This is a genomic window from Thermodesulfobium sp. 4217-1 (assembly GCF_039822205.1).
Taxonomy (GTDB): domain Bacteria; phylum Thermodesulfobiota; class Thermodesulfobiia; order Thermodesulfobiales; family Thermodesulfobiaceae; genus Thermodesulfobium.
Genome location: NZ_JBAGBW010000002.1, coordinates 44,344 through 68,398, shown reverse-complemented (window position 1 = coordinate 68,398; position 24,055 = coordinate 44,344). Strand labels below are relative to the sequence as shown.

25 protein-coding genes and 1 tRNA gene are annotated in these 24,055 nt (G+C 37.7%); 5 read left to right on the top strand and 21 right to left on the bottom strand.

Annotated elements, in window-relative coordinates; genetic code table 11:
* Positions 1–58 precede the first annotated feature (58 nt).
* The 4 genes from V4762_RS01435 to V4762_RS01420 are packed head-to-tail and all read left to right on the top strand — an operon-like array spanning position 59 to position 3,825.
* Positions 59–1,075 (top strand): potassium channel family protein, encoded by a 1,017-nt coding sequence (locus V4762_RS01435; RefSeq protein WP_347313989.1) that lies wholly within the window; start codon positions 59–61, stop codon positions 1,073–1,075.
* 53 nt (positions 1,076–1,128) lie between these two features.
* Positions 1,129–2,154, top strand: a complete 1,026-nt coding sequence (locus V4762_RS01430; protein WP_347313988.1) for an AI-2E family transporter — start codon at positions 1,129–1,131, stop codon at positions 2,152–2,154.
* Positions 2,155–2,200: 46 nt separating this feature from the next.
* Positions 2,201–3,091 carry an ABC transporter ATP-binding protein gene (locus V4762_RS01425; protein ID WP_347313987.1) on the top strand — a complete coding sequence of 297 codons (891 nt, stop codon included), beginning with the start codon at positions 2,201–2,203 and terminating at the stop codon, positions 3,089–3,091.
* A complete protein-coding gene (locus V4762_RS01420; protein WP_347313986.1) occupies positions 3,061–3,825 on the top strand; it encodes an ABC transporter permease in 765 nt (254 codons plus the stop codon). Before V4762_RS01425 ends, V4762_RS01420 begins: the two co-directional genes overlap by 31 nt.
* Positions 3,826–3,842: 17 nt before the next feature.
* Here V4762_RS01420 and V4762_RS01415 read toward each other — a convergent pair whose 3' ends face one another.
* From V4762_RS01415 to trxA, 21 genes are all read right to left on the bottom strand, one after another.
* Positions 3,843–4,814, bottom strand: coding sequence for an acetyl-CoA carboxylase carboxyltransferase subunit alpha (locus V4762_RS01415; RefSeq protein ID WP_347313985.1), 972 nt, complete (start codon positions 4,812–4,814; stop codon positions 3,843–3,845).
* Positions 4,804–5,619, bottom strand: coding sequence for an acetyl-CoA carboxylase, carboxyltransferase subunit beta (gene accD, locus V4762_RS01410; RefSeq protein WP_347313984.1), 816 nt, complete (start codon positions 5,617–5,619; stop codon positions 4,804–4,806). Before accD ends, V4762_RS01415 begins: the two co-directional genes overlap by 11 nt.
* 4 nt (positions 5,620–5,623) lie before the next feature.
* Positions 5,624–6,127: a metal-dependent hydrolase gene (locus tag V4762_RS01405; protein WP_347313983.1), complete on the bottom strand. Its 504-nt coding sequence runs from the start codon at positions 6,125–6,127 to the stop codon at positions 5,624–5,626.
* Positions 6,124–8,916, bottom strand: a complete 2,793-nt coding sequence (gene uvrA, locus V4762_RS01400; protein WP_347313982.1) for an excinuclease ABC subunit UvrA — start codon at positions 8,914–8,916, stop codon at positions 6,124–6,126. Before uvrA ends, V4762_RS01405 begins: the two co-directional genes overlap by 4 nt.
* Before the next feature lie 31 nt (positions 8,917–8,947).
* On the bottom strand, positions 8,948–9,547 hold the full coding sequence (nadD, locus tag V4762_RS01395; RefSeq protein ID WP_347313981.1) for a nicotinate (nicotinamide) nucleotide adenylyltransferase: 600 nt from the start codon (positions 9,545–9,547) through the stop codon (positions 8,948–8,950).
* Positions 9,528–10,784: a glutamate-5-semialdehyde dehydrogenase gene (locus tag V4762_RS01390; RefSeq protein ID WP_347313980.1), complete on the bottom strand. Its 1,257-nt coding sequence runs from the start codon at positions 10,782–10,784 to the stop codon at positions 9,528–9,530. Before V4762_RS01390 ends, nadD begins: the two co-directional genes overlap by 20 nt.
* Before the next feature lie 18 nt (positions 10,785–10,802).
* Positions 10,803–11,885, bottom strand: coding sequence for a glutamate 5-kinase (gene proB, locus V4762_RS01385; RefSeq protein WP_347313979.1), 1,083 nt, complete (start codon positions 11,883–11,885; stop codon positions 10,803–10,805).
* Between the two features lie 107 nt (positions 11,886–11,992).
* Positions 11,993–13,003, bottom strand: coding sequence for a GTPase ObgE (gene obgE, locus V4762_RS01380; RefSeq protein ID WP_347313978.1), 1,011 nt, complete (start codon positions 13,001–13,003; stop codon positions 11,993–11,995).
* A gap of 6 nt (positions 13,004–13,009) precedes the next feature.
* Positions 13,010–13,261, bottom strand: coding sequence for a 50S ribosomal protein L27 (gene rpmA / locus V4762_RS01375; RefSeq protein ID WP_347313977.1), 252 nt, complete (start codon positions 13,259–13,261; stop codon positions 13,010–13,012).
* 34 nt (positions 13,262–13,295) lie between these two features.
* A complete protein-coding gene (gene rplU / locus V4762_RS01370) occupies positions 13,296–13,583 on the bottom strand; it encodes a 50S ribosomal protein L21 (RefSeq protein ID WP_347313976.1) in 288 nt (95 codons plus the stop codon).
* Between the two features lie 23 nt (positions 13,584–13,606).
* Positions 13,607–13,698: transfer RNA gene (locus V4762_RS01365), tRNA-Ser, on the bottom strand.
* Positions 13,699–13,871: 173 nt separating this feature from the next.
* The gene (locus tag V4762_RS01360; RefSeq protein WP_347313975.1) at positions 13,872–14,060 is read right to left on the bottom strand and encodes an ATP-binding protein; all 189 of its coding nucleotides are present in this window, start codon (positions 14,058–14,060) and stop codon (positions 13,872–13,874) included.
* A 109-nt stretch (positions 14,061–14,169) separates the two neighbouring features.
* Complete coding sequence (locus V4762_RS01355; RefSeq protein WP_347313974.1) at positions 14,170–14,403, bottom strand: hypothetical protein; 234 nt, start codon at positions 14,401–14,403, stop codon at positions 14,170–14,172.
* A 36-nt stretch (positions 14,404–14,439) separates the two neighbouring features.
* A complete protein-coding gene (gene dsrB / locus V4762_RS01350; RefSeq protein WP_347313973.1) occupies positions 14,440–15,498 on the bottom strand; it encodes a dissimilatory-type sulfite reductase subunit beta in 1,059 nt (352 codons plus the stop codon).
* Positions 15,498–16,688 (bottom strand): dissimilatory-type sulfite reductase subunit alpha, encoded by a 1,191-nt coding sequence (gene dsrA / locus V4762_RS01345; protein ID WP_347313972.1) that lies wholly within the window; start codon positions 16,686–16,688, stop codon positions 15,498–15,500. The genes dsrB and dsrA overlap by 1 nt, the downstream gene beginning before the upstream one ends.
* A 75-nt stretch (positions 16,689–16,763) precedes the next feature.
* Positions 16,764–17,081 carry a TusE/DsrC/DsvC family sulfur relay protein gene (locus V4762_RS01340; protein ID WP_347313971.1) on the bottom strand — a complete coding sequence of 106 codons (318 nt, stop codon included), beginning with the start codon at positions 17,079–17,081 and terminating at the stop codon, positions 16,764–16,766.
* A gap of 44 nt (positions 17,082–17,125) precedes the next feature.
* On the bottom strand, positions 17,126–18,631 hold the full coding sequence (locus tag V4762_RS01335; RefSeq protein WP_347313970.1) for a (Fe-S)-binding protein: 1,506 nt from the start codon (positions 18,629–18,631) through the stop codon (positions 17,126–17,128).
* Positions 18,632–18,634: 3 nt separating this feature from the next.
* Positions 18,635–19,444 carry a respiratory nitrate reductase subunit gamma gene (locus V4762_RS01330; RefSeq protein ID WP_347313969.1) on the bottom strand — a complete coding sequence of 270 codons (810 nt, stop codon included), beginning with the start codon at positions 19,442–19,444 and terminating at the stop codon, positions 18,635–18,637.
* Positions 19,445–19,611: 167 nt separating this feature from the next.
* Positions 19,612–20,331: a tRNA lysidine(34) synthetase gene (locus V4762_RS01325; RefSeq protein ID WP_347313968.1), complete on the bottom strand. Its 720-nt coding sequence runs from the start codon at positions 20,329–20,331 to the stop codon at positions 19,612–19,614.
* A complete protein-coding gene (locus V4762_RS01320) occupies positions 20,318–21,313 on the bottom strand; it encodes an MnmA/TRMU family protein (RefSeq protein WP_347313967.1) in 996 nt (331 codons plus the stop codon). The genes V4762_RS01325 and V4762_RS01320 overlap by 14 nt, the downstream gene beginning before the upstream one ends.
* 38 nt (positions 21,314–21,351) lie before the next feature.
* A complete protein-coding gene (trxA, locus tag V4762_RS01315; protein ID WP_347313966.1) occupies positions 21,352–21,663 on the bottom strand; it encodes a thioredoxin in 312 nt (103 codons plus the stop codon).
* A 128-nt stretch (positions 21,664–21,791) separates the two neighbouring features.
* Between trxA and metE the strand changes: the two genes are divergently transcribed.
* The gene (metE, locus tag V4762_RS01310; RefSeq protein ID WP_347313965.1) at positions 21,792–24,053 is read left to right on the top strand and encodes a 5-methyltetrahydropteroyltriglutamate--homocysteine S-methyltransferase; all 2,262 of its coding nucleotides are present in this window, start codon (positions 21,792–21,794) and stop codon (positions 24,051–24,053) included.
* Positions 24,054–24,055: the final 2 nt, after the last annotated feature.

Genomic DNA, 24,055 nt, shown 5'->3' with positions numbered 1-24,055 from the left:
AATGAAAATTGTTTTATATTTTGCTTTTCACTAAAATTGAAATGCTTAACTTTAAACAATGATTAAATTAATTTTAGGTCATATTAAACGCGAAATTTCTCTCGTATTTTTTATTTTGCTATTTGGAACATTCGGTTATATGTTTTTGGAGCACTACGATCCCATACAAGCTCTTTTTATGACCGTAATAACCATAACTACGGTTGGCTACGAAGAGGTAAGGCCTCTTGACAATGTGGGCATGTTATTTAGCATAATGTTAATACTATCAAGCTTTGGAATATTTGCTTTTGCAATTTCTCGAATAATAGATTATTTAATTGGAACATATCCCGAAGAGAGGGAGACTATAAAAATGGAGAATAAATTAAAAAGTTTAAAAGGGCACATCATAGTATGTGGCTTTGGCAGAATGGGTTCTGTAGTTGCAAAAGAGTTGAGAAAGAACAAAAAAGATATAGTTGTAATAGAGAGCAACTCGCAAGCTTGTGAACTTGCAAAGAAAGATGGATTTCTCACCATTGAGGGAAATGCTACAAATGACGAAATACTGATGAAAGCAGAAGTTAAGGAAGCAAAATCAATAATAGCCGTTACTTCGTCAGAATCAGACAATGGATTTATAAGCCTTTCTGCGAAAAAATTAAATCCAAAAATATCGGTTATCAGCAGAGCCAGCAATGCAGAATGGATATCGAAGCTGCACCTTGCTGGAGCGGATGAAGTCATATCCCCTCATACTTTTGGTGCAAGAAGAATAGTAAACTTTATCTTAAACCCTGGAGTCGTTGAATTTCTTGATATTTTGAGAGATGAAAACATTGATATATTTATGGAAGAGTTAGCTGTTAAGCCAAACTCTATGCTTGATGGTAAAACCTTTGCTTCATGGGAAGAGTTAAGATTATTTTTAGATGTGCCATCATTAATACCTTTAACTTTTTGTATCGAAAAATATAACAAATGTCCTCACAACGAAGAGTTTACCTTGAAAGAGTCTGATAAAATAATCATAATTGGATCAAAATCCGATATAGAAAGAGTTAACAAACTTGTATTTGAAAACAACAAATAAATATTATAAAAATCTAAAGACTATAAATGTTGAAATATTAAAAGATCGCTGTTATGAGTAAATCTTTCCTAAATTTTTTGCCAATCTATATATTAATAGCCCTCACCATTTTCTTATTTGTATTTAAAGACTTTATTATCCAGGTGTTGCTTGCCCTTATATTCGCCATAGTATTATCACCGCCCGTAGATCTGCTTGAGAAAAAGAGGGTGCCAAGATTTTTTGGATCGTTAATAGTATTTTTTTCAGTAATACTGATTATGGTTATAATATACTTGCTTATTGCCCCCATTTTAAATTTCGAAACGCAAAAGTTGGTCATTTCATTTCCAAAATATCTTAAAAACTTTGATGAATTTTTTCAAAACTTTCTAAAAAATTTGCAAATAAACCCAGGACACTATATATGGTTAAATTTAATTATCCAAAAGCTGCACGAACACTTTCAGGAATGGCTGGGCAATTTATTAAACGTGTTAGGCGCATCAACTTTTGATTTGATAAATAAGGCTATCTCATGGCTGATATTTCCAATTTTAACTCTTTTTTTTATGAAGGACCTGCCAGTTCTTACAAATGGTATTTTAGAGATATTTCCCAAAAGTAAAAAAGTTCTAATAACAGAAATAGGCTCTTGCCTTACTCACGGAATCAGGGCTTACGTAAAAGGACAGTTAATATTATCTATTACTATTGGCGTCTTGACAGGACTTGGATTGTTTTTCTTAGGAATTGAATACTTTCTCCTCCTCGGAGTTTTAGCAGCCATATTAGAGTTCATCCCATATCTTGGACCAATGCTTGCGGCAGTTCCAGCCCTTATAATTTCTATTGCAATTTCACCCATAAAAGCTTTCGGAGTGTTTATATTTTATATAATACTCCATCAGTTGGAGGGAGTAATAATAGCGCCGAACATAATGAGCAAAAGTATAGACGTGCCTCCTTCTCTTGTAATAATTGTCTTAACAATCGCAGCAGCACTCGGTTCTATTCCGGGGATGCTTTTAGCTATCCCGCTAACTGCTATCTCTAAATCGCTTTATGAATATTGGCAAAAAAATCATTCAGAGCCTTGATAATATACAACACAAGTTCTTTGGCTGACTTCTTTAAGGGGAAATTGTGAAAGCCATAAGGGTCATAGAATTAACAAAGTCATACGGATCAAATTCAGGTGCAATTGCTGTAGACAACTTATCATTTGAAGTCGAAGAGGGACAGGTTTTCTGCCTCCTAGGACCAAACGGTGCTGGTAAAACCACAACCATAAGGATATTAAACACCCTTTTAAAAAAGGATCGAGGAAAAATATACTTCTTTGATATGGACTTAGACAAGAAACCACAAGAGATAAAAAATATCATTGGCGTAGTCCAACAGCACACAAACGTTGATTCAGAACTTACAGTATGGGAGAATCTTTTAATCCACGCAATGCTACACAGGATGAAAAAATCTATATTTGAGGAAAGAGCTACCCAGCTCTTGACAGCAACAGATATGATAGATAAGAAAAATAGGTTCGCAAACAAACTCTCTGGAGGCGAAAGAAGAAAACTCACTATTATCAGGGCCCTCTTGCACAACCCAAAAATTTTATTTTTAGATGAACCAACTGTCGGGCTCGATACTATTAGTAGGAGATCTATTTGGGATAGCATAAAACAGCTCAGATCTTCGGGCAAGACTATTATTCTAACCACGCACTATATTGAAGAAGCCCAAATGTTATCAGATCTCGTTCTAATAATCGACAAGGGCAAAAAAATAATTGAAGAAACGCCATATTCTCTGATAAGCAAATTGGGAAAGATAACTTTGGAATATCAAGAACACGGCAAAACAATTTATAAATTTTTCAATTCGAACAAAGAGGCAAAAACATTTAGTGCAAATCTTAGCTATTTAGAATCTATACTAATTAGAGAAACAAACCTTGAAGATGTTTTTATCACGATGACTGGAAACGGAGGTAAACAATCTTGCAACTCTTTAGAGAAGTGTTTCCCATAGTATTGAGAGACTTAATAGTATTGAAAAGAAGGCTTATAATTCTTATTGGTTCCAATCTTATGGGACCAATTTTATATCTTACAGCTTTTGGCTGGGGTTTGGGCTCGCAAATTCATATACCAGAAGGCTCATATCTAAACTTCGTTCTCCCGGGCATCCTCTCACTCACAGCAATGACATCTGCGTTTAATGGCTCTGGCCCATCTATAACAATCTCAAGGATATATACCAAAACCTTTGAAGAGCTATTAATAGCCCCGATAAGAACTTCAAGCATCGCTATTGCAAAGATAACCACGGGCTTGATTAGAGGAGTACTAGCTTGCACCTCGCTCATATTTGTCTCTTTCTTCTATGGTGCGAACCCATTTTTGTGGAATGTCGTATTTATAGTTCACTTAATCTTTTGTCTGCTTATCTTTTCATCGCTTGGAGTTGTAGCAGGACTTATAGCCACCTCCCATGAAACAATGAATCGACTTAATTCATTTTTTATTACGCCAATGGCATTTCTGGGAGGCACATTTTTCAATACCAGCCTCTTGCCTTATCCTATAAGCCAGATCATAAATCTTCTCCCCATCACTCCCTGTTCGAACGGCCTAAGAGCTGCTTCTTTAGGAAGGCCACAAATGCCAGAATACTTCATTGCAGAAGTTATCTGGCTCACCTTTCTAACCTTTTCCATAATCTGGATATTAAAAAATAAAGAGCTAACTACCCCATATTCTTAAAATTAAACTTAAATTAACTATTTTGTAGAATATTTTCCCATACTAGCATATTTTTTCCATTTAGCGATCTTTCTTTCCTCTTCGCTAAGACTAGTTAAATTTTTGATATTTCTCTGTATACACTCTTTTACTTTTAGAATTGTAAGATCCATATCCCTATGGGCTCCGCCAAGCGGTTCCTCGATAATCTCATCGATTATACCAAGGCCCAACAGATCATAAGATGTCATCTTAAGTGCGCACGCAGCTTCGTTTGCAAATTTTGCATCTCGAAATAGTATAGACGCACACCCCTCAGGAGAGATTACAGAATAGACAGAGTTCTCAAACATTGCAATCCTGTCAGCTACAGAAATCGCAAGAGCTCCGCCAGAACCTCCTTCTCCAATAACAATTGCCAATGAAGGAGTCGATAATGAGCTCATTAGACATATAGACTCAGCAATCGCATTGGACTGTCCCCTCTCTTCGGCCTCAATACCAGGATATGCACCTGGCGTATCTATAAAGGTAATCAGAGGCAAATTAAATTTTTGTGCATGTCTCATTAACCTCATAGCCTTTCTATATCCCTCTGGGTAAGGCATACCAAAGTTCCTGTATACATTGCTCTTTGTATCGTTACCCTTCTGGTGCCCTAACACAACCACACTGACGCCTGAAAGTTTAGCTATTCCACCTATGATTGCAGGATCATCCCTATAAAGCCTGTCACCCTTCATCTCAAACCAATCCTCAAAAACCCCTGATATCAAATCCATAGTAGTGGGTCTCTTTGGGTGCCTTGCTATCTGAAGCCTTTGATAGGGCGTAAGATCCTTCATTGTAACCCTATATAGATTTTCAACTCTTTGCTGAAGAGCCTCTATCTCCCCATTCATATCCTCTCCCGTTTCGGCTGAAGCTCTTTTAAGTTCTTCAATCTTGTTATAAAGTTCTACTATTGGTTTTTCAAAATCAATATATTGTTCTTTTTTATCAATAGCCATGCCAAGTCACCAACTTTTTCAACGTTTCTTTAAGCGCCTTTCTTTCAACCACAGAATCGATCATCCCGTGTTCTAATAAATATTCTGATCTTTGAAACCCTTGAGGCAGCTTTTGTCTTATTGTCTGCTCTATAACTCGCGGACCAGCAAACCCTATCAGAGCTCCAGGCTCAGCAACAATTATGTCGCCAAGTGTTGCGAAGCTTGCAGAAACGCCCCCTGTGGTCGGATGAAGTAATACAGAGATATACAATCCGCCCATCTCCTTATATTTTCCCACAACCATTGAGGTCTTTGCCATCTGCATAAGAGAAAGCATGCCCTCTTGCATTCTTGCACCGCCAGATGAACTAAACAAAATAAGCGGCAATTTGTTTTCTCTGGCGTAATTGGTAATTCTAAAAATCTTCTCTCCAACCACCGAACCCATACTGCCGCCTACAAAGTCAAAATCTATTATTCCAGCAGCAATCTGTTTATCAGCTATAGTCCCAACTCCTACTAAAATAGCCTCTTCCTTTCCCGTTTTAGAGTTTGCTTCCTTAAGCCTGTCAGAATAAGGCATTGTGTCTACAAAGTTGAGACTGTCAACGGGCAAAATCCCAGAAAACATTTCGTTAAAAATGTCAAATGTAATATCTATTCTCTCTTGCACTGTCAACCTAAAATGATAATTGCAATGATGACAAACCTTAAGGTTATCGTTTAATTCACGCGTATATATTGCATTATTACAATTTGGACACTTTGTCCAAAGGCCTCCAGGTATATCTCTTTTCTTCACATTAAAAAATTTTTCTAACAATGTATCACCTCAACCCTTCAAAAACAATTAATAAATATATCAAAAGAATCAAAAACTCCAAAGGAGTCTTGCTCTTGAACCATCCTGTTAAAGGAAATGAAAAGCTTCTCTTGCTAAAAGGATAGAAAAGCTTGACACCTTTATTACCTATCATATCAAAAAGTATATGAAGAGCATAACATAAAGTAAAAAAAGTTATAAAGCTTACAAAAAAATTAAAGTCTATATTCATAAGAAATCTTAACAAAAAAGTTATCAATAAGTCCACAATTATTATTGCAGATAAAGAATGCCAAAAGCCCCTATGGGAGAAAAAAATTCCAAAAAAAGGATTTTTTACCAAACTTGATATCTTTGAAGTTGTTATATCAATATCTGGCAATAGCGAGCCCAGAGAGCTGCCGCAAAAAACCCCAATTTCATTATAGCTCTTTACCCATTCAGGGTGATTGACATATATAGCTATTACAGTACCGATTCCGCCTACCAGATGCGTAAATCCCGTCAAGACCTATCAAACCACTCTCTTAGATATTGACCAGTAAAAGAATCCTTTGCCTTCATTATTTCTTCAGGAGGCCCAAAAGCGACTATCTGACCTCCTTTGTCTCCTCCGTCAGGACCCAGATCAATAACCATATCGGAGGCGTACACCACATCAAGATTATGCTCGACTACAATGACAGAATCTCCTCTGTCTACCAATCTCTGCAAGACGTTAACCAATTTCTTTATGTCATCGAAGTGAAGTCCTGTGGTTGGCTCATCAAGTAAGTACAACGTATTGCCTCTGAATTTTTTTGTCAGCTCATACGCAAGCTTCAATCTTTGGGACTCACCGCCAGACAGAGTGGTTGCGCTCTGACCAAGTCTTATATATCCCAGACCAATATCGCCCAAAACAGACAACTTTCTCGATATTGACGGCTGAGCAGAAAAGAAATCTCTTGCCTCTTCTACGCTCATATTTAACACGTCAGATATGTTTTTCCCCTTGAACTCTACTCTGAGCGTATCTTTTTGAAATCTTGTACCATTACAAACATCACATGGAACATATACATCAGGCAAAAATAACATTTGAATTTTCTTGAAACCTTCTCCCCTACAAGATTCACACCTTCCGCCCTTTACATTGAAACTAAAGTGACCGGGCTTGAAACCCAATCTTTTTGACTCGGGCAAGGCAGCGAACAAATCTCTTATATCATCCAACACACCAGTATAGGTAGCAGGATTAGACCTTGGGGTTCTTCCAATAGGCGATTGATCCATCAAGAGGACTCTGTCAACTTTTTCAACGCCATCGATCGATTTATACTGCCCTGGCATCTCTCTAAAGCCCTTTTCTTTTCTTATACCCTTATATAATATTTCATACAACAATGTGCTTTTTCCTGAACCAGAAACGCCAGTTATGGTGCAAAATACCTTAAAGGGCAAATTTATATCAATATTTTTTAGGTTAAATTGATTTGCGCCAGATATTTTCAAGAAACTGTCTGATTTTCTCCTAACAGTATTTTCTATAATTTTAAGCTTTCCAGAAAGATATTTGCCAGTTAAAGTGTCTGATTTATAGAGACCTTTTAGATCTCCAGAATACACTACTTCTCCGCCTTTTTCTCCTGCAGCAGGACCCATATCTACTATAAAATCTGCAGCCTCAATTGTTTCTCTATCGTGTTCTACGACCACCACAGTATTGCCTATGAGAGCAAGATTCTTTAGACTGTCCACCAACCTTGATATATCCCTCGGATGCAAGCCGATGCTTGGCTCATCAAGCACATAGAGCACCCCTACCAAGCCAGAGCCTATCTGAGTAGCAAGTCTCAACCTTTGGACCTCACCACCAGACAGAGTCATTGTAGCCCTATCCAGCGTTAAATAGTCAAGTCCAAGGTCCAGAAGGTATTGAAGTCTTTTTTTTATCTCCTTGAAAATGGGCTTCGAAATCTCTTCCTTTTCGCTTGCATGTGTTTCATATTTATAAATATTGCTTTCATAATCTTCGACAAATTTTAGAATCTTTTTTGGAACAAGAGACAATAAATCAGCAATATTCATTTCGTTTATATATACGCTAAGAGCCTCTTTTCTCAATCTTGTGCCATTACATGCGCTACACGTTTTCATAACCAGAAAATCTTTAAATTCATCCCATGACTCATTAGAAGACTCTGAGCGCTTTCTTTCAATATATTTATTTATCCCCTCAAATGAGGGCTCGGCATCAGACTCTGCCCTATCACCATACAAAAGCAGATCTATCTCTTCGGGGCTAAGTTTCTTAACAGGCTTATCAATACTTATCCCTCTTGATCTGGCGAAGTTCAATAAGCTGTATATATAGTATTGGTTATACCTACCTCTATATATCCTTGCCGCGCCATTTCTCAGGGAAAGCTCCATATCGAAAATCTTTTCAGGATCTAACTCCTCGACAAATCCTAATCCATGGCACACAGGACATGCACCATATGGGCTATTGAAAGAAAAAAGTCTTGGACTCAGTTCTACAAGACTAAAACCACACTTTGGACAGGAGAGCTTTTCGCTATAAAGATCAAACTGTCCATTCTTTCTCTGAACTCTGATTACACCATTGCCCGCTTCAAGGGCCAGCCTTAAAGCTTCGCTCAATCTTTTAACTTTGTCACTGCTAAGAGTGATTTCATCCACAACCAAAATTATTGTATGTTTTTTATTTTTTTCCAAAATTATATCTTCTTCTGAGATGTCATAAGTCTTTGAATCTATAATCATCTTCAAAAAGCCCTGTTTTCTATATCTGTTTATTAAATCCTTAAATTCACCCTTCCTTCCCTCAATCAGCACTGCAGTTATCATTATTAACTCATTTGGGTATCTTCTAAATAAATCGCTGACTATTTCGTCCAGGGAGGTAGCTTTTATTGGGATTTTGCACTTTGGACAATACGCTACTCCAATTCTTGCATAAAGCAATCTAAAGTAGTCGTATATCTCAGTAAGAGTGCCAACAGTCGAGCGAGGATTGTGAGACATCCCTCTTTGATCTATAGAGACGGCAGGAGAAAGTCCCTCGATAGATTCGACCTGTGGCTTCTTCAACTGGCCTAAAAACTGTCTTGCATAGACCGACAATGATTCTGCATATCTTCTCTGACCCTCAGCATAAAGCGTATCAAAAGCCAGAGATGATTTGCCAGAACCAGACACGCCAGTAAAAATAATAAATTTATTTCTTGGGATGTCAATATTAACATCCTTTAAGTTGTTTTCCTTTGCTCCTCTAATTTTTATATAGTCCACAATGACCTCAATTTATGACATTATATTTTTATTATTTATATAAATTGAACCTACTAATATATTCAATAGTAGAAGGATCGAGAAGCTCAGACAAATCTTCATTCGACGAAATCTTTCTTCTAATTAGATTCGATGAAGTATCAGGTATATCAACTTTAAAAAATTCTATATTCTCAAGGATTTCTCTTGGCAATGACTCAATTGAATCGCCAATATCTGTATTTCTTTCAAATACGGCGAACTTACATATTTCTAAAATATCATTAATCCTGTACCAACTTGGCAAGGATAGCGCAGTATCTAAGCCCATAACAAAATATAAATTTGAATCAGGATACATATCTCTTATCTTTATTAAGGTTAAAAAGGTATAAGAAGGCTCCTCCCCCGCAATTTCCAAATCGCTTAAAGTAAATCTTTTCTCATCCTTTGTGCACTCATAGAGCATACACCATCTATGATAGTCACTTGCATAGAGATTGCTTTTTAAAGGCGATCTCTTTGCAGGAATCCAAAGAAAAAGATCAGGATCAAGTAAATTAAGCGAAGCTTGAGCTAATTTTAAATGACCAATATGAACAGGATCAAAGGTGCCTCCAAGGATAGCTATTTTATGTTCGAATTTGACCATTCCCAAAAATTATATATTTCATAGTAGTCAAGGCATCCAGACCCATCGGCCCTCTTACATGAAGCTTTTGTGTACTTATGCCCACTTCTGCTCCAAAACCAAACTCGCCACCATCTGTAAACCTTGTCGATGCGTTAGCATAAACAGCACTGGCATCTACATCCCTAAGAAACCTTTTTACGCTCGAATAGTTTTCTGAAACTATAGCTTCAGAATGTTTTGAACCATATTTATTAATATGACTGACTGCATCTCTTAGATCCTTTACTACTTTGATTGCAACAATTAGATCATGATATTCTTTGTACCAATCTTCCTCAGTTGCAGGAATAGCGTCTTTAACATATTTAAGAGTCTGCTGACAACCTCTTATCTGTACGTCCTTTTTTCTAAATTCCATAACAAGAGGAACAATTATGTTTGAAGCGATATTTTTATGAACTAATACCTTTTCAATTGAGTTGCAGACTGATGGCCTTTGGGTTTTCGCATTTATTGCTATCTTTAACGCCATATCAATGTTTGCCGATTCATCGATATATAGATGACAGTTACCTATTCCAGTTTCAATCACTGGCACAAAAGAATTCTCTACGACATGCTTTATTAATCCCTCTGAACCCCTTGGAATAACGACATCTATCAACCCTCTTTGTTTCAACAGAACATCAACAGCACTTCTATCAGGAGTATCTATAAATTGAACTGCAGCCTCATCTATTTGCGCCTCATTTAAAGACTCTTTTATCAAACCTACAAGAACTTTGTTTGTATTAATTACCTCACTGCCACCTTTGAGAATTACAGCATTGCCAGACTTAATTGCCAGCGTCGTAATCTCTATAGTCACATTTGGTCTTGATTCGTATATAACCCCAATGCATCCCAGTGGTACCCTTTTACAATAAATTTCAAGCCCATTAGGCCTTTTAGTCCCAAAGGAAACGCTTCCAATTGGATCTGGGAGAATGGACACTTTTTTACATCCCTCAGACATCTGGACAATTCTTTTGTGGTCCAAAAGCATTCTGTCAATCAAACTTGAAGAAATACCATTTTGACGGGCAGCTTCTATGTCTGAGACGTTGGCAGCAAGGATATTCTTTTCATAATCGATCAATTTTTTTGACAGAAGATTAATAAAGTTATTTTTAACATTTGTATCTAATGACGCAATATTATAAGTCGACTCCTTTGCTTCCTTACATAATTTTTCAACATATTCTTTAATCTCCATAGAACCTCCACTCAAGGTTTAGATAATTATTAGATAATCTTTGTGAACTATTTCATCACCAAACTTATATCCCAAGATATTGTAAATATTTTTAGTATTAGAACCCTTTAATCTTAGAATTTCATTAGAAGGATAATTCGTTAACCCTTTCGCTACAATATTACCAGATTGATCGGAAATTTCAACAACGTCAGCTCTTTTGAAATTGCCCGACACATCTACAATGCCAGATGGCAGAAGGCTTTTATTTTTCAAAAGTGCATCCCTTGCCCCCTGATCTATTATGATCTTACCCTTAGTTCGCGTATTATGCTTTATCCAGGACATTTTCTGTGAACTCTTTTGACAGGGCTCGAAACAAGTGCCCATATTGATTTCACTATCGATAACCTGAAAAAATTCTTTAATTTTCTTGTTTGAGATGATATAAACAGGAATACCTGCATCGGTAGCTATCTGAGCGGCCTTAAGCTTGGTATACATACCGCCAGTACCCAATTTTGAATTAGGTTGGTCTGCAATCTTAAAGAGATCGCTGTCTATTTTCTTAATACTTTTTAGAATCGTTTTCGGATTATTTTTATCCAGATAAAAACCCTCGACATCTGTAAAAAGAGTTAGGACATCAGCTCTTACCAGCAAAGATACCACTGCTGAAAGAGTATCGTTATCGCCAATCTTTATCTCTTCTACGGCCACAGTATCGTTTTCATTTATAATCGGAACAATATTGGACTTCAAAAGCACCTTGAAGGTATTTTGGATATTTAGAAACCTCTCTCGATCGGACAAGTCAGCAGCCGTAAACAAAAGCTGTGCACACTGAATATTATTTTTGTCAAAAGCTCTCTTGTAGGCATTCATCAAATAAACCTGCCCCACAGAAGCAGCAGCCTGCTTTTCAGGAATTGATTTTGGATTTCTAATATTGGTATAAAATCTTCCAAGTCCGATTGCCCCTGAAGAAACCAATACAAATTTCAAACCTTTTTTCATCTTTTCAGCAATTCCATCAGCAATTAAATTTACAAATTCTTCATTAACAGAATTGGATTTAATCAGGGAAGAAGTGCCTATTTTTAAAACAACTTTTCTATTCATCGCATAAGAAACTTATCTTTGACAGCATCGCTCTCACACCTTATAAAAGTTTTATGTTTTAATTATATATCAATATTGAACATTTTATTTTTTAATTTATAAAAAAATTAAATAAAAATTTTAGGTTCAGCAAAAGTTTTTAGGATAACATTCCTAAAATTATCAATACTTTCAGCGTCATTTGTGCTCAAAGAAAAAACTCTTTCGTTCAATCCTTTGAAATATTCTATAAGAGTATTTTCTGTCTCTTTATCTATGAGATCACATTTGTTTAGCAAAACCATTCTATTCCTTTTCAATAGTTCTTCATTATATTGGAAAAGCTCTTTCAAAATAATATGATAATCTGACATAGGATCCTGGCTAGAATCAAGAACAATTATCAAATAATTTGAACGGTCAATATGCCTTAGAAAAATGTTTCCCAAACCCTTACCTAGACTTGCACCTTCTATAATTCCAGGAATATCAGCCAAAACAACAGATTGTTCATCATTAGACAGAACTCCAAGCACTGGCTTAATCGTAGTAAAAGAATAATCGCCTACTATTGCATTAGCATTAGTAAGAGCGTTTAGAAGTGAAGACTTGCCTGCATTGGGGAGACCCACAAGACCAATGTCTGCAAGAATTTTCATCTCTAACAATACGTCTCTCGCTTCACCAGGTTCTCCCTCTTGGGCATAATGAGGAACTCTATTGGTTGAGGTTGCAAAATTTGAATTGCCCAGGCCACCTCTTCCGCCCTTAACTATCAGAAAAACTCTTCCTTCATAATCAAGGTCGCATATAGTTTCATTTGTGTTCAGATCGGTAACTATTGTTCCGACTGGCACTTTGATGAACAAATCATCTGCATCACAGCCATGCATTTTTTTGGAAGTTCCAGGCTCGCCGTTTTTCGCCTTGAATTCCTGATTGGGTTTGAAAAATGCCAGATCGCTAAGCTCCCTAGTAGCTACCAGATATATATCTGCGCCCTTTCCGCCATCTCCACCATCAGGACCGCCTTTTGGGACATACTTTTCTTTTCTAAAACTCACACATCCTTTTCCGCCATGCCCCCCCAAAAACTTAACTCTTGCTGTATCAGGAAAAATATATGATTTAAACCCCATAATAAATTAATTAGGGAAAACTTCTACTACTACCCTGCCAGCCTTTTTAGTAAAACTAACCTTACCATCAATCTTTGCATAGATTGTATAGTCTCTTCCAAGTCCTACATTGCTGCCAGGTCGTATCTTCGTGCCATGCTGTCTCAAGATAATACCTCCAGCATTTATAGCCTCACCACCATATACTTTTACGCCCAGATATTGAGGATTGCTATCTCTTCCGTTCCTTGAACTGCCGCCACCTTTTTTAGATGCCATCTAAATCACCTCTCTTTGAATACTTTTTTATAATTTATGCCTCAGAAACTCTCAAAAGTGTAAATTGCTGTCTGTGACCCTTTTTGTTCCTATAGCCCTTCTTTGGCCTATATTTGAAGGTTATAACGGTCTTCTCTTTGCCGCTGCCTTCAACAGTAGTTTCGACACTTGAAGTTTTGATTTCAGATTCTTCGCCAAAAACCAAAGCGTTTTCAACTATGAACTTATCTCCACTGTTAGCGCCATCCATAAAAGGAACTTTTATCTTATCGCCTGGAGCTACCAAAAACTCCTTGCCCTTAATGTTCAAAACATAAACCACGATTTATTCCTCCTTAAAAAATATGGCGGAGAGAGAGGGATTCGAACCCTCGAAGCAGTTTTAGCCGCTTACTCCCTTAGCAGGGGAGCGCCTTCGACCTCTCGGCCATCTCTCCATCAGCAAAAAAATTATAACAGAAATTTAAATTTTTGCAAACAATCCGTTTTTATATTAAATATATTTTTTAGTATTATGTCAAATATGTATAACTACTCAGTTTATTATATCTGATAAATTACAAAAAAAAGCGCGCAACCATCCTAAAATAGCTGCGCGAAATTAATATGATTAAAGCTCAGTTACAGTAACAGCACCAGTTGGACAAACTGATACGCAGGTCATGCAACCAACACAATCGTCTGCCCTTGTTGGTTGAGACTTGCCATTTACCATGTCGAAAACCTGATTTGGGCAATTATCTGCGCATGCAGCATCGCCATTGCAAGTGTCCTGATCTACTTTTACAACATAAACCATTAATATTACCTCCTCCAAATATATTCAACAGATTATATTTTATCAAATTTAAATAAATAAATAAATACCTCCCTCAAAACACGAGGGAGGTATTTGAATTAGACTTTAATTAGCTAGGAGTATAGTGCCAATCTGGGTTATTGTGAAATTCTTCTTTTAGAACTACAAATGAAGTAGTAACGTAGATATACTCTACAACCCCTTCATTAGCAAGCTCTGCAATAGCCCCATCAACTGCTTTTTTGTCTTCTCCGATTTTTTCAGCAATTTGCCTATTTTTAGCCTGTTTTACAGATTTCAAATAATCGCAAACTTTAACCTTAATTGCTGGATCAGCAGCCATGTTATTTCACCGCCTTTATTTTAAGCACCGATTTTATTACCATTTAAACGTTGCTGTAGAACGGAAGGTTGGAATGGAGAAGATATAATCATCAATATGCTTATCGGTAAATGGTAAGCCTGTAACCTTGAAGAATCTTTCCCAACCAATTCTATTGATCCATTCCCCATAACGCTCGCCTTGTTTTGCATCCTTAGCATAAACGTCAATAAGCATCCTTACCGTCTGGACAACTGTTGGCCATTTTGGTGGTTCGTTTGGAATATATGGAACGGCCAACTTTGAAAACATTGCAGGGTGTCTGGCGTCAGAAACCTTACCACCAACGAAGATTGCAGCTCCATCGTTCTTTGGATCAAATATAGGTATTGCTGGGCACATAGTATAGCAGTTTCCGCAATACATACACTTCTCATCGTTTATAACAACCGACTTCTTCGATGGCTCTGGTCTGATTGCCCTTGTAGGACATGCAGCTACCACGTTTGGTATCTCACACATCTTGGCAACCTTTTCATCCAAAACCTTTGGTGGAACCCTGTGTATTCCTACAATTGCTACGTCTGAGCAGTGGACTGCACCGCACATATTTAAGCAGCATGCCAGAGAAAGTCTAAGTCTGGCTGGAAGCTTTGCTTCGGTATAATAATCAAAAACCCCGTCCATAACAGCCTTTACTATGCCAGATGCGTCAATTGCTGGGGTATGGCAGTGAATCCAACCCTGGGTGTGAAGCATATTTGAAATAGTATTGCCTACGCCGCCAGGAGAGTATCCCATCGCATGTAAATCTGCCTTTAAAGGCTCAATATTAGATTCGTCTTCGAGCAAGAACTCGATAGAGTGCCTACTGGTGAACCTGAAAAATCCATTGCAATACTTATCAGCAAGATCGCAAAATGCTCTTAAAGTGTCAATATGCATAAGTCTTGGTGTTGCTGATCTTACTGTATATAGTTTTTCGCCATTTTCAGCTACGTGAACTAACGTTCCCGTATCTAAGACTTCGTGATATTTCCATTTTCCATAGTTTCTCTTACAAAGGTCGGACATCATGTCCAGATATTTTGGTGGTCCGAAATCTGTCTTAACCATTATTGGTTCACCTCCTCTTTATCCCAGAAGAAGAATGGATTGGCACGTGGATGCAAGACCATCTGAGGAACAGCAGGAAGCCCTGTCGCCTTCAAGAAACTTCTCATACCCAATCTATAGATAAGTTCTCCAGTTCTTTCTCTCATCTTTCCATTCTCATCCCACCATTCCCAAATCTTCTCAAGAAGATCAGAAATTTCGGTGTATGGAGGCTTCATTTCCATAAATGGAACTACCACCCAAGACATAAATGCTGACTGCAAGATTGGAGCATGGCCACCTATCAATATAGTAGCACCATTGATCTTACCCTGTCTGAGAGCTTTTGGCATCTTATTTATGCAGTTATGGCATCTCACACAGTTGTTGTCATCAATCGAAAGAGACTTGGTTACTGGGTTGTAAGAAATGCACTTTGTTGGACATTTATCGACTACCTGTCCAATAATGTCAAATCCACCATTCACATAATTTACTACTTCTGTTCTATTAACCTGAATATTGTCTTTCCAGGTGCCGATAATTGAACAGTCAGCTCTGGCTTTTGCTGCAACGCCGTCATTGGCGCAGCCTGAAATCTTGATCTTGAACTTGTATGGCCACATAGGTCTGTGAAGCTCATTCTGATATCTTCTTGTAAGAGTGTCTACAATGTCAAGCGTGTCAATACATGCCCACTCACATCTGCCTGGTCCGACACATGCGCTTGGAGTTCTGAGGTCTGATCCAGAACCACCCAAATCCCATCCTTCATGAGCAAGGTCATCAGCTACGTTTTGCAGCTCATTGGTATGAGTGCCGAGCAAAATGATGTCGCCTGTTGCGCCGTGGAAGTTTGTCAAGCCGCTGCCACGCTTCTCCCATATATCAAGGAGCTTTCTTAGCCTATCGGTCTTATAAAACCATCCGGCAGGCTGGTTGATTCTCATAGTGTGAAATTCGGTCAATCCTGGAAATTGCTCAGGAACATCAGAATAACGACCGATTACTCCGCCACCATACCCTGTAACACCGACAATTCCGCCGTGTTTCCAGTGAGTAATTTTTTCTTCATACGAGAGCTCTAATTGACCAAGGAGGTCATTACAAGCTTCGTTCTTCTCAGCGCCTTTTTTGATCTCCTTTACAAAACTTGGAAAAGGACCATCTAGAAGCTGGTCTAACATTGGAGTCTTCCTTAATTCTGGCATCTAATCAGTACACCCCCTTAAGGTGAAATAAATTTTGTTTAAACAAATGGGTAAGCTACTATCACCTCCCCTAAATTAAACACATCCTGTCGGTTTTGGTAATCCTGCAATTTTGCAAGCGCCCTTTGCAGGTCCAGTTGGGAAAAGCTCGTAAACCTTTTTTAGATCCATTCCATTGTCCTTACAGAGCTTTCTTACCATTGGAGCAATTTGATACTTTTTGAAATAGTCGTGTAGATAATTTACCATCTTCCAGTGCTCTTCTGTTAACTCTTCTACTTGCTCGGTCTTTGCCAAGTACTTAGCTACATCTTCATTCCATTTTTCAGGATCTTGAAGAAAACCATCTTCATCAACTTCTAATTGTTCACCATTAACATCGATAAATGGCATAAATTAACACCTCCAAAATTTATTTTAAAGTATGATACAGCAAATTAAGATTTCGCATACTTCCCTGCTGGGAATGGAAAGTCTACAATAGCATCGCCCACCAGGTCAACTAAACCCTTAATCTTTACGTGATCGAGCTCTTTTTTATATCCCTCGTGAACTATAAAGCTATTGTGAGCCTTGCCAATAGAGCATATTACCACAGCTATATCAGGATTTACTGACATATACTGCTCAGCCTTATTTTTCGACAGTTTAACTCTTAATTTAATGCTCTCTGGATCGTCCCAAAGTATAGCAGTTCCGCCTCCACAGCACCAGTTCATCTCTCTGTTTGGAGTCATCTCAGTAAATACACCATCTGGCAAAATCTTAGAAAGCACATATCTTGGCTCTTCGATAATGCCCGCACCTCTGGAATTGTTACAAGAGTCATGAAGCGTTACCTTCATACCTTCATACCTTGACGGATCTATTTTAATTCTTCCGCTATCTATTAGCTCTATTAACTTGTGAACAAGGTGTATGTAGTGATATTTTTTATCGACCCATTCACCGTTTACAGCCTTGGTCATCATCTTCCAGGTTCTCCACCCATGAGCGCATTCACCCAGAACAATTTCCTTACAATCCTTCATTTTGAAAGATTGATCTATAAGAAGTTTGTTCAACATTCTCATTGTATTCTCGTGTAGAAACAGTCCAAAGTTGCCTGTTTCTATAATATTACTTGAAATTGTCCATTTTATGCCTGCAGCATGCATTACCTTTGCTACACCCATCATGGTGTCAGGATAAGCGAAAAAGTCAGCAGAGGAGGGATTATAAAGTAGCTCGGCATCCCAATCGTCAACTGGTATTTTTATATCCACACCTGTTTCTTCTTTAAGCTCTTCTTCAAGGAACTCAACCGTATCCATAAGACCAGGCTTCGAGATAATCATATGATTGCCCAGCTTCCACATGGAGGTTAAAACGCTCCAGTGAAACTGAGATACGAAACCGCACTGAACAAGTATCTCTCTGCCATATCTTGTGATTTCTGCAGTATCAATGCCCATAGGGCAGTAATATGAACACCTTCTGCACTGCGAACACTGGTAAAAGTAGTAATACATCTCTTTAAGGCCCTCAAAGGTAACCTTTTCTGCGCCTACAATAGGTCCAAGAATCGCACCCTGAGTAGTGAAATATTTCTTGTAATATCTCCTCAGGAGGTCTGCTCTCATAACTGGTATATTTCTAAGCTCACCAGTCCCCTGATAGGTGTGGCAGGCATTCACACATGCTCCGCACTTTACGCAGCTCTCCATGTAAACTTTCAATTGTCTGTGCTCAGCTAAAATACGAGCAAATGCACTCACAAAGCGTGATTCTAATTCCGTTTCATCAAAAGGCTTGTCCAATGGCTCAAGAGGATATATCTTTGGAGCAAAAAATGGAACAAGAGGCTTCTCGCCCTTATCCATAGTTTGAACAGTTTTAAACTTATCACTCTCCCACCATCTCTGAGCAAATCTTCCTTTTTCTTCGCTTCTGTCAAAATTCATATTCTATTTACCTCCAGTCCATTCACAAACCTTGCTTCTCCAGTCAAAGACCATGACCTTCTTGGGATCATAGTTAGTTATCATCCAACGAGCAAAAAATATGCCACAGGAGTGCATAAGTTTACTGAAAGGAAAATAGATGAGTAAGATCTCCACCAGAAACAAGTGCCAGGTGAAGATAGGGTTATCGGGTAGGGCTACAGGATGCAATGTGAAAAGACCCATTATCCATCTCTGTGCTACGTCATACTCTACTCCATAAGTAGAGCTAAATCTCATAAAGTTACCCATGCAGGAGATTCCCAAAATTAATAAAACGATTAAATAGTCGATGCCGTCTGACATAACCCTGACAATGGGATTAAAAAATCTCCTGAGCAAGAGATAGATCAAACTCAAACTAAGAAATATACCAGAGACAGTACCCAACAACTCAGACATATGTAAGCTTGTTTCAGGGCTAACACCTAAAATTGTGAATTGATGTCCAAGTGTTCCTATGCCAACAATGTGGCCAATGATAATTAAAGCTAAGGAAACGTGGAAAACCCAACCCCCAATCCATAAATCTGTCCATTTACCAGAATAAACGGTGGAGTTGTAAATTTTCAATAGAATCGGTCGAAACAAAAATGAATCAAGAAGAACCTTTATAAAAGCTCCCTCAGCAGTCTTTGGTGCTGGAAAATCCGTCAAAGGATACACAACAGGAGCCTTCATCCACCTGTAAACCTGAAGTGGAACCCCCACAAAAAACACAACAATTGCTAAATAAGACAAAACATTACCAACTAAAAAAGAGAACCAATCCAATAGACATTCACCCCTTCTACTAAAGTATTCACCCCATGGGCAAAGCATTACTCCATTAAACTATAACAAAAATTATGCGAATTAACAAGTAATTCTTATTAAACCTTCAATAAAATAACATTATAGTCCCATAAAAAATACTTATCAAATAATAAATAATTTATATATTATACTTCAATCTCCATCTCTTTTTCCAAAAGCAATCTTGCCCAGGATGCCATATGCTGATGCATTACTCCCCAATTACCATACCCTTGATAAAGCCAATTTTTAATCTTTATCCTTTCACTGTCTTTGCTGTATGGACACTCTGATTCTACTGGGTTTATGCCTTGAATTTTCTTAGATAAAGTTTTTATATGTTCCTCTTCCACCAAAAGAAGGGGCCTGATTAAGTAAATATCCCTTCTTGACAAATATTTAATTGGCACAAGCACATTGGGTCTTCCATTCATAGCTATAGTCATAATAGCGCCCTCCAATAGATCATCAAGATGGTGCCCAAGGGCTAAGTGCGTAGCTCCCATAATCTTTGCACCGTCCACCAATGCGCCCCTTCTAAGATGAGAGCAAATAGCGCAGGGAGACTCTGCCTCAGACAGCGAACTATATATAAGAGATTTTTTCTCGATATAGGGAATATCGTTTACGAACAAATATTCTTTAATTTTATCGTAGCTAAAACCTGGAAACCCCTGATCAACCAAGATAGCGCAAAGCTTATACTTATCCTTTCTATGTCTCAAGACTTCGTTCAATGCCCAAAGAGTTATAAGACTGTCCTTACCTCCAGACAGTCCGACAGCAAGAGTCCCACCATTTGGAAGAATTGAATATTTATAATCAAGTTCTAATATCTTGTTTAGTGTCCTCTTAATCAGTCCCAATAATAATTCCACCACCTAATAATTCTTTATTATCTGTCGCATAAAAAGAGGCAATCTGTCCTGGCGTAGGAGCGAAAACCTTTTCGTGAAAACTCGCGTAAACTTTATCTGCTTCGAACTTAATGTCACACATAACAGGCTTCGCCTGATATCTTACCTGTACCAGACACTTATCCGATAATTCGCTTAAAAGATTGATATCTCCTATTAATACTGAGTTCTTATAGCAAAATTCTTTTGTATTTAGATAAACTATATTTGCAAGATGGTCCTGACTTTGGACATACAGCTTCACGGGTTCCTTGTGGCCCAGGCCTCTACTTTCACCTATTGTATAAAGATATGAACCCAAATGATTTGCGACTACCTTACCCTTATATAAGAACTTCCCGGATTTTATTCCGCACCTGTCTTTGATCAGTTCCTTATATCCTTTCTTCACAAAACAAAGGTCTTGACTTGAAGGAATGTCTTTCCAAAACGAATATTTTTCTTGCATAGCTTCTGTTACATGTTTTTTTGTGATATCCCCGAGAGGGAAGATAGTCCTCTTAAGATATTCAACTGGAACCAAAGAAAGAAAGTAACTTTGATCTTTTCTTCCATCCAGTCCTCTAAATACTCTCGTCCTTTCTGTGTGAGAGACTCTCACATAATGGCCTGTAGAAATAAAATCGCATTTAAAACTTAACCTAAATTTATCCAATATTTTAAATTTTACCTTCATATTACACATTGAACACGGATTTGGCGTAAATCCTGAAAAAATCATTTCTATAGATTTATCGATTACATTTTTTTTAAAGAGCTCTTGGGCATCATAAGATTCAAATTGTACGCCTAACAAATCGCTTAATTTGCTCGCTCTTGACAAGGCTTCTTGGCTTTCGAACAGTTTAATGTATAGGCATATCACATCAAATCCTTGCTGCTTAAGTAAAAAAGCGGTATAGAAACTGTCTATACCGCCGCTAAATCCCACAACAACCCTCTTATTCAATTTTTAAAAGAAAAATTAAGCTAAGCTAAAAATGGAGAAATTTCTTTTGCAATCTTCTCTTTCGCTACTGCACCCACAATCCTCTTTTGCTCTTCTCCATCTTTATAAAGAATCAAAGTAGGAATGCTCACGATCCTTAAGCCTTGTGCAAGAGCCCTATCGTTATCTACATTGACCTTACAGATCTTTAGCTTGCCAGCATATTCCTTGTCTAGCTCTTCCAACATAGGAGCCACCATTCTGCATGGGCCGCACCATGGAGCCCAGAAATCTATGAGAGTAACGCCAGTCGATATCTCATCCTTAAAACTTGATTCGTTTAATTCCTTCATATATATCACTCCCTCTAAAAAATTAATATCTTTAAAAACTCTCTTATATATTAAACCAAAATTATATTTTAGACAATTATTAATAAAGATGCTAATATTTATCAACTGTTTTGGAAGGAGTGAGGTATTTGTTAAAATCTAGTGTTGTAGGATACCCAAGAATTGGTGAGAAAAGAGAGCTAAAAGTTCTTCTTGAAAACTTTTGGCAAGGCAAAATCGATGAGAGTGAATTCTTGTCAAAATACCATGAGCTTGAACTCTCAAGGTGTAAACTGCAATCAGAATTTGGCATAGATCTAATACCAGTCGGAGATATGTCAATGTACGACCACGTGCTCGATACAGCTTATATGTTCGGGGCTATTCCAAAGAGATTCGGTAGAGCAAATGGTCTTGATCTATCAGTTTATTTTTCTATGGCAAGAGGATCAAAAGACGCTACAGCAATGGAGATGACAAAGTGGTTTGACACAAACTACCATTATCTTGTTCCAGAGATAGATGACGAACAAACTTTTCATCTAAATTATTCTTTTGTATTGGAATCCTTTAAAAGGGCCAAGGAAATAGGGCTTAATACGAAACCTGTAATCTTAGGCGGTTTTACATTTCTAAAGCTGTCAAAATCCTATTCTCCAAAAAGGTTTAAAGACCTTTTGCTAAAACTTGCACCTCTGTACGTAGAACTTATCCAGAAGCTTGAAAAGGAAGGCGCTGAATACGTCCAAATTGACGAGCCATATCTAGTACATGGACTCTCGACTGATGAAATCAAAATATTTAGAGAATTTTATTTTAATATCTTGCCTTATTTAAATTGCAAAACTATTTTACAAACATATTTCGAGGGCGTACCTGAAATAGAGATGCTTTACGAATTGCCATTTAAGGGCTTTGGGCTTGATTTTTGTAAGTCGGAAGAAAACCTAAACAAGATTTTAGAAACAAATTTTCCTGAAAACAAGTTCTTGGTAGCAGGCATATTAAATGGAAGAAGTATATGGAAATCAGATCTTAGCAAGGCTGTCAAACTTGTCGAAAAGATTTCTAAAAAGATTTCTTTGGACAACATCATACTTTCTACCAGTTGCTCCTTGATGCACATTCCAGCCTCTGACAAAAATTCTGAAAATTTTCCTGAAGAGCTAACCAAAAGGCTTTCTTTTGCAAAAGATAGGCTTGAAGAATTGTACATATTAAAGGAATTTTTAAATAAAAACAGCGCTTTTGAAGATAAGATAAATCAATCACATTCAATATGGGAAAAAACTCCAGAATCATTCTTTATACAAGATGTCCATAATAAAGTAAAAAACCTGAAAAAGGAAGACTTCATAAGGAAAGAGCCGTTTGAAGAAAGATATAAGGCTCAAATGGAAATGCTCGCACTTGAAACATTCCCAACTACCACAATAGGCAGCTTCCCACAAACAAAAGAATTAAGGGCCCAGAGAGCAGCCTTTAAATCTGGTGCAATTTCTAAAGAAGAGTACACTTCATACATCAAGAGCCTTATAGAAGATCTAATTAAGAAGCAAGAGGAACTCGGTCTTGACGTATTCGTTCACGGTGAATTCGAAAGAACAGATATGGTAGAGTTTTTTGGAGAAAAGCTTCAGGGCTTTACCACGTCAAAGTTCGCCTGGGTGCAATCTTATGGTTCAAGGTGTGTAAGACCGCCAATCATTTATGGGGACATAAAGAGAAATGCGCCTATGACATTAGACGAGGTAATATATGCTCAATCTCTTACCAAAAAACCAGTAAAGGGCATGCTCACTGGTCCAGTTACAATACTTAACTGGTCTTTTGTTAGAGAGGATATCCCAAGAGAAGAAGTAGCCTATCAGATAGCACTTGCACTTGCAGAAGAAATTTTAGATCTCGAAAAGAATGGCATAAAAATCATACAGATTGATGAGCCAGCTTACAGAGAAGGCCTGCCGCTAAGAGAAGAAAATAAAAAACACTACATTGAGTGGGCCATAAAGTCATTTAGGTTGACAAACAGCAACGTTAAAAAGGATACTCAAGTGCACACTCATATGTGCTATTCCGAGTTCAACGAAATGATCGAAGCCATTTACGCTATGGACTCAGATGTCATATCCATAGAGGCATCCAGAAGTAAAGGCGACATCCTGGAAGTATTTGAGAAGTTCAAATACGATCATGGAATTGGGCTGGGCACTTATGATATTCACAGCCCAAGGGTGCCATCCGTTTCTGAAATTCTTGAAATCCTGGAAAGATCGATCAAAGTCATTGACAAAAAACTTATCTGGGTCAATCCAGACTGCGGTTTAAAAACAAGAGGTTGGGAAGAAACCATACCTTCGCTGAAAAATATGGTTGAAGCTGCAAAACTTATTAGAGAAAGAAATAAGTAAAA

Bases quoted from the DNA above. Each gene is read 5' to 3' on its own strand.
- V4762_RS01415 (WP_347313985.1), bottom strand. From the start codon at position 4,814: ATGGCTATTGATAAAAAAGAACAATATATTGATTTTGAAAAACCAATA.
- V4762_RS01390 (WP_347313980.1), bottom strand. From the start codon at position 10,784: ATGGAGATTAAAGAATATGTTGAAAAATTATGTAAGGAAGCAAAGGAG.
- dsrA (WP_347313972.1), bottom strand. From the start codon at position 16,688: ATGCCAGAATTAAGGAAGACTCCAATGTTAGACCAGCTTCTAGATGGT.
- obgE (WP_347313978.1), bottom strand. From the start codon at position 13,003: ATGGGGTTTAAATCATATATTTTTCCTGATACAGCAAGAGTTAAGTTT.
- V4762_RS01360 (WP_347313975.1), bottom strand. From the start codon at position 14,060: ATGGTTTATGTTGTAAAAGTAGATCAGGACACTTGCAATGGCGATGCT.
- V4762_RS01435 (WP_347313989.1), top strand. From the start codon at position 59: ATGATTAAATTAATTTTAGGTCATATTAAACGCGAAATTTCTCTCGTA.
- V4762_RS01335 (WP_347313970.1), bottom strand. From the start codon at position 18,631: ATGAATTTTGACAGAAGCGAAGAAAAAGGAAGATTTGCTCAGAGATGG.
- rpmA (WP_347313977.1), bottom strand. From the start codon at position 13,261: ATGGCATCTAAAAAAGGTGGCGGCAGTTCAAGGAACGGAAGAGATAGC.
- proB (WP_347313979.1), bottom strand. From the start codon at position 11,885: ATGAATAGAAAAGTTGTTTTAAAAATAGGCACTTCTTCCCTGATTAAA.
- V4762_RS01430 (WP_347313988.1), top strand. From the start codon at position 1,129: ATGAGTAAATCTTTCCTAAATTTTTTGCCAATCTATATATTAATAGCC.
- nadD (WP_347313981.1), bottom strand. From the start codon at position 9,547: ATGGTCAAATTCGAACATAAAATAGCTATCCTTGGAGGCACCTTTGAT.
- V4762_RS01340 (WP_347313971.1), bottom strand. From the start codon at position 17,081: ATGCCATTTATCGATGTTAATGGTGAACAATTAGAAGTTGATGAAGAT.
- dsrB (WP_347313973.1), bottom strand. From the start codon at position 15,498: ATGGTTAAGACAGATTTCGGACCACCAAAATATCTGGACATGATGTCC.
- trxA (WP_347313966.1), bottom strand. From the start codon at position 21,663: ATGAAGGAATTAAACGAATCAAGTTTTAAGGATGAGATATCGACTGGC.
- V4762_RS01355 (WP_347313974.1), bottom strand. From the start codon at position 14,403: ATGGCTGCTGATCCAGCAATTAAGGTTAAAGTTTGCGATTATTTGAAA.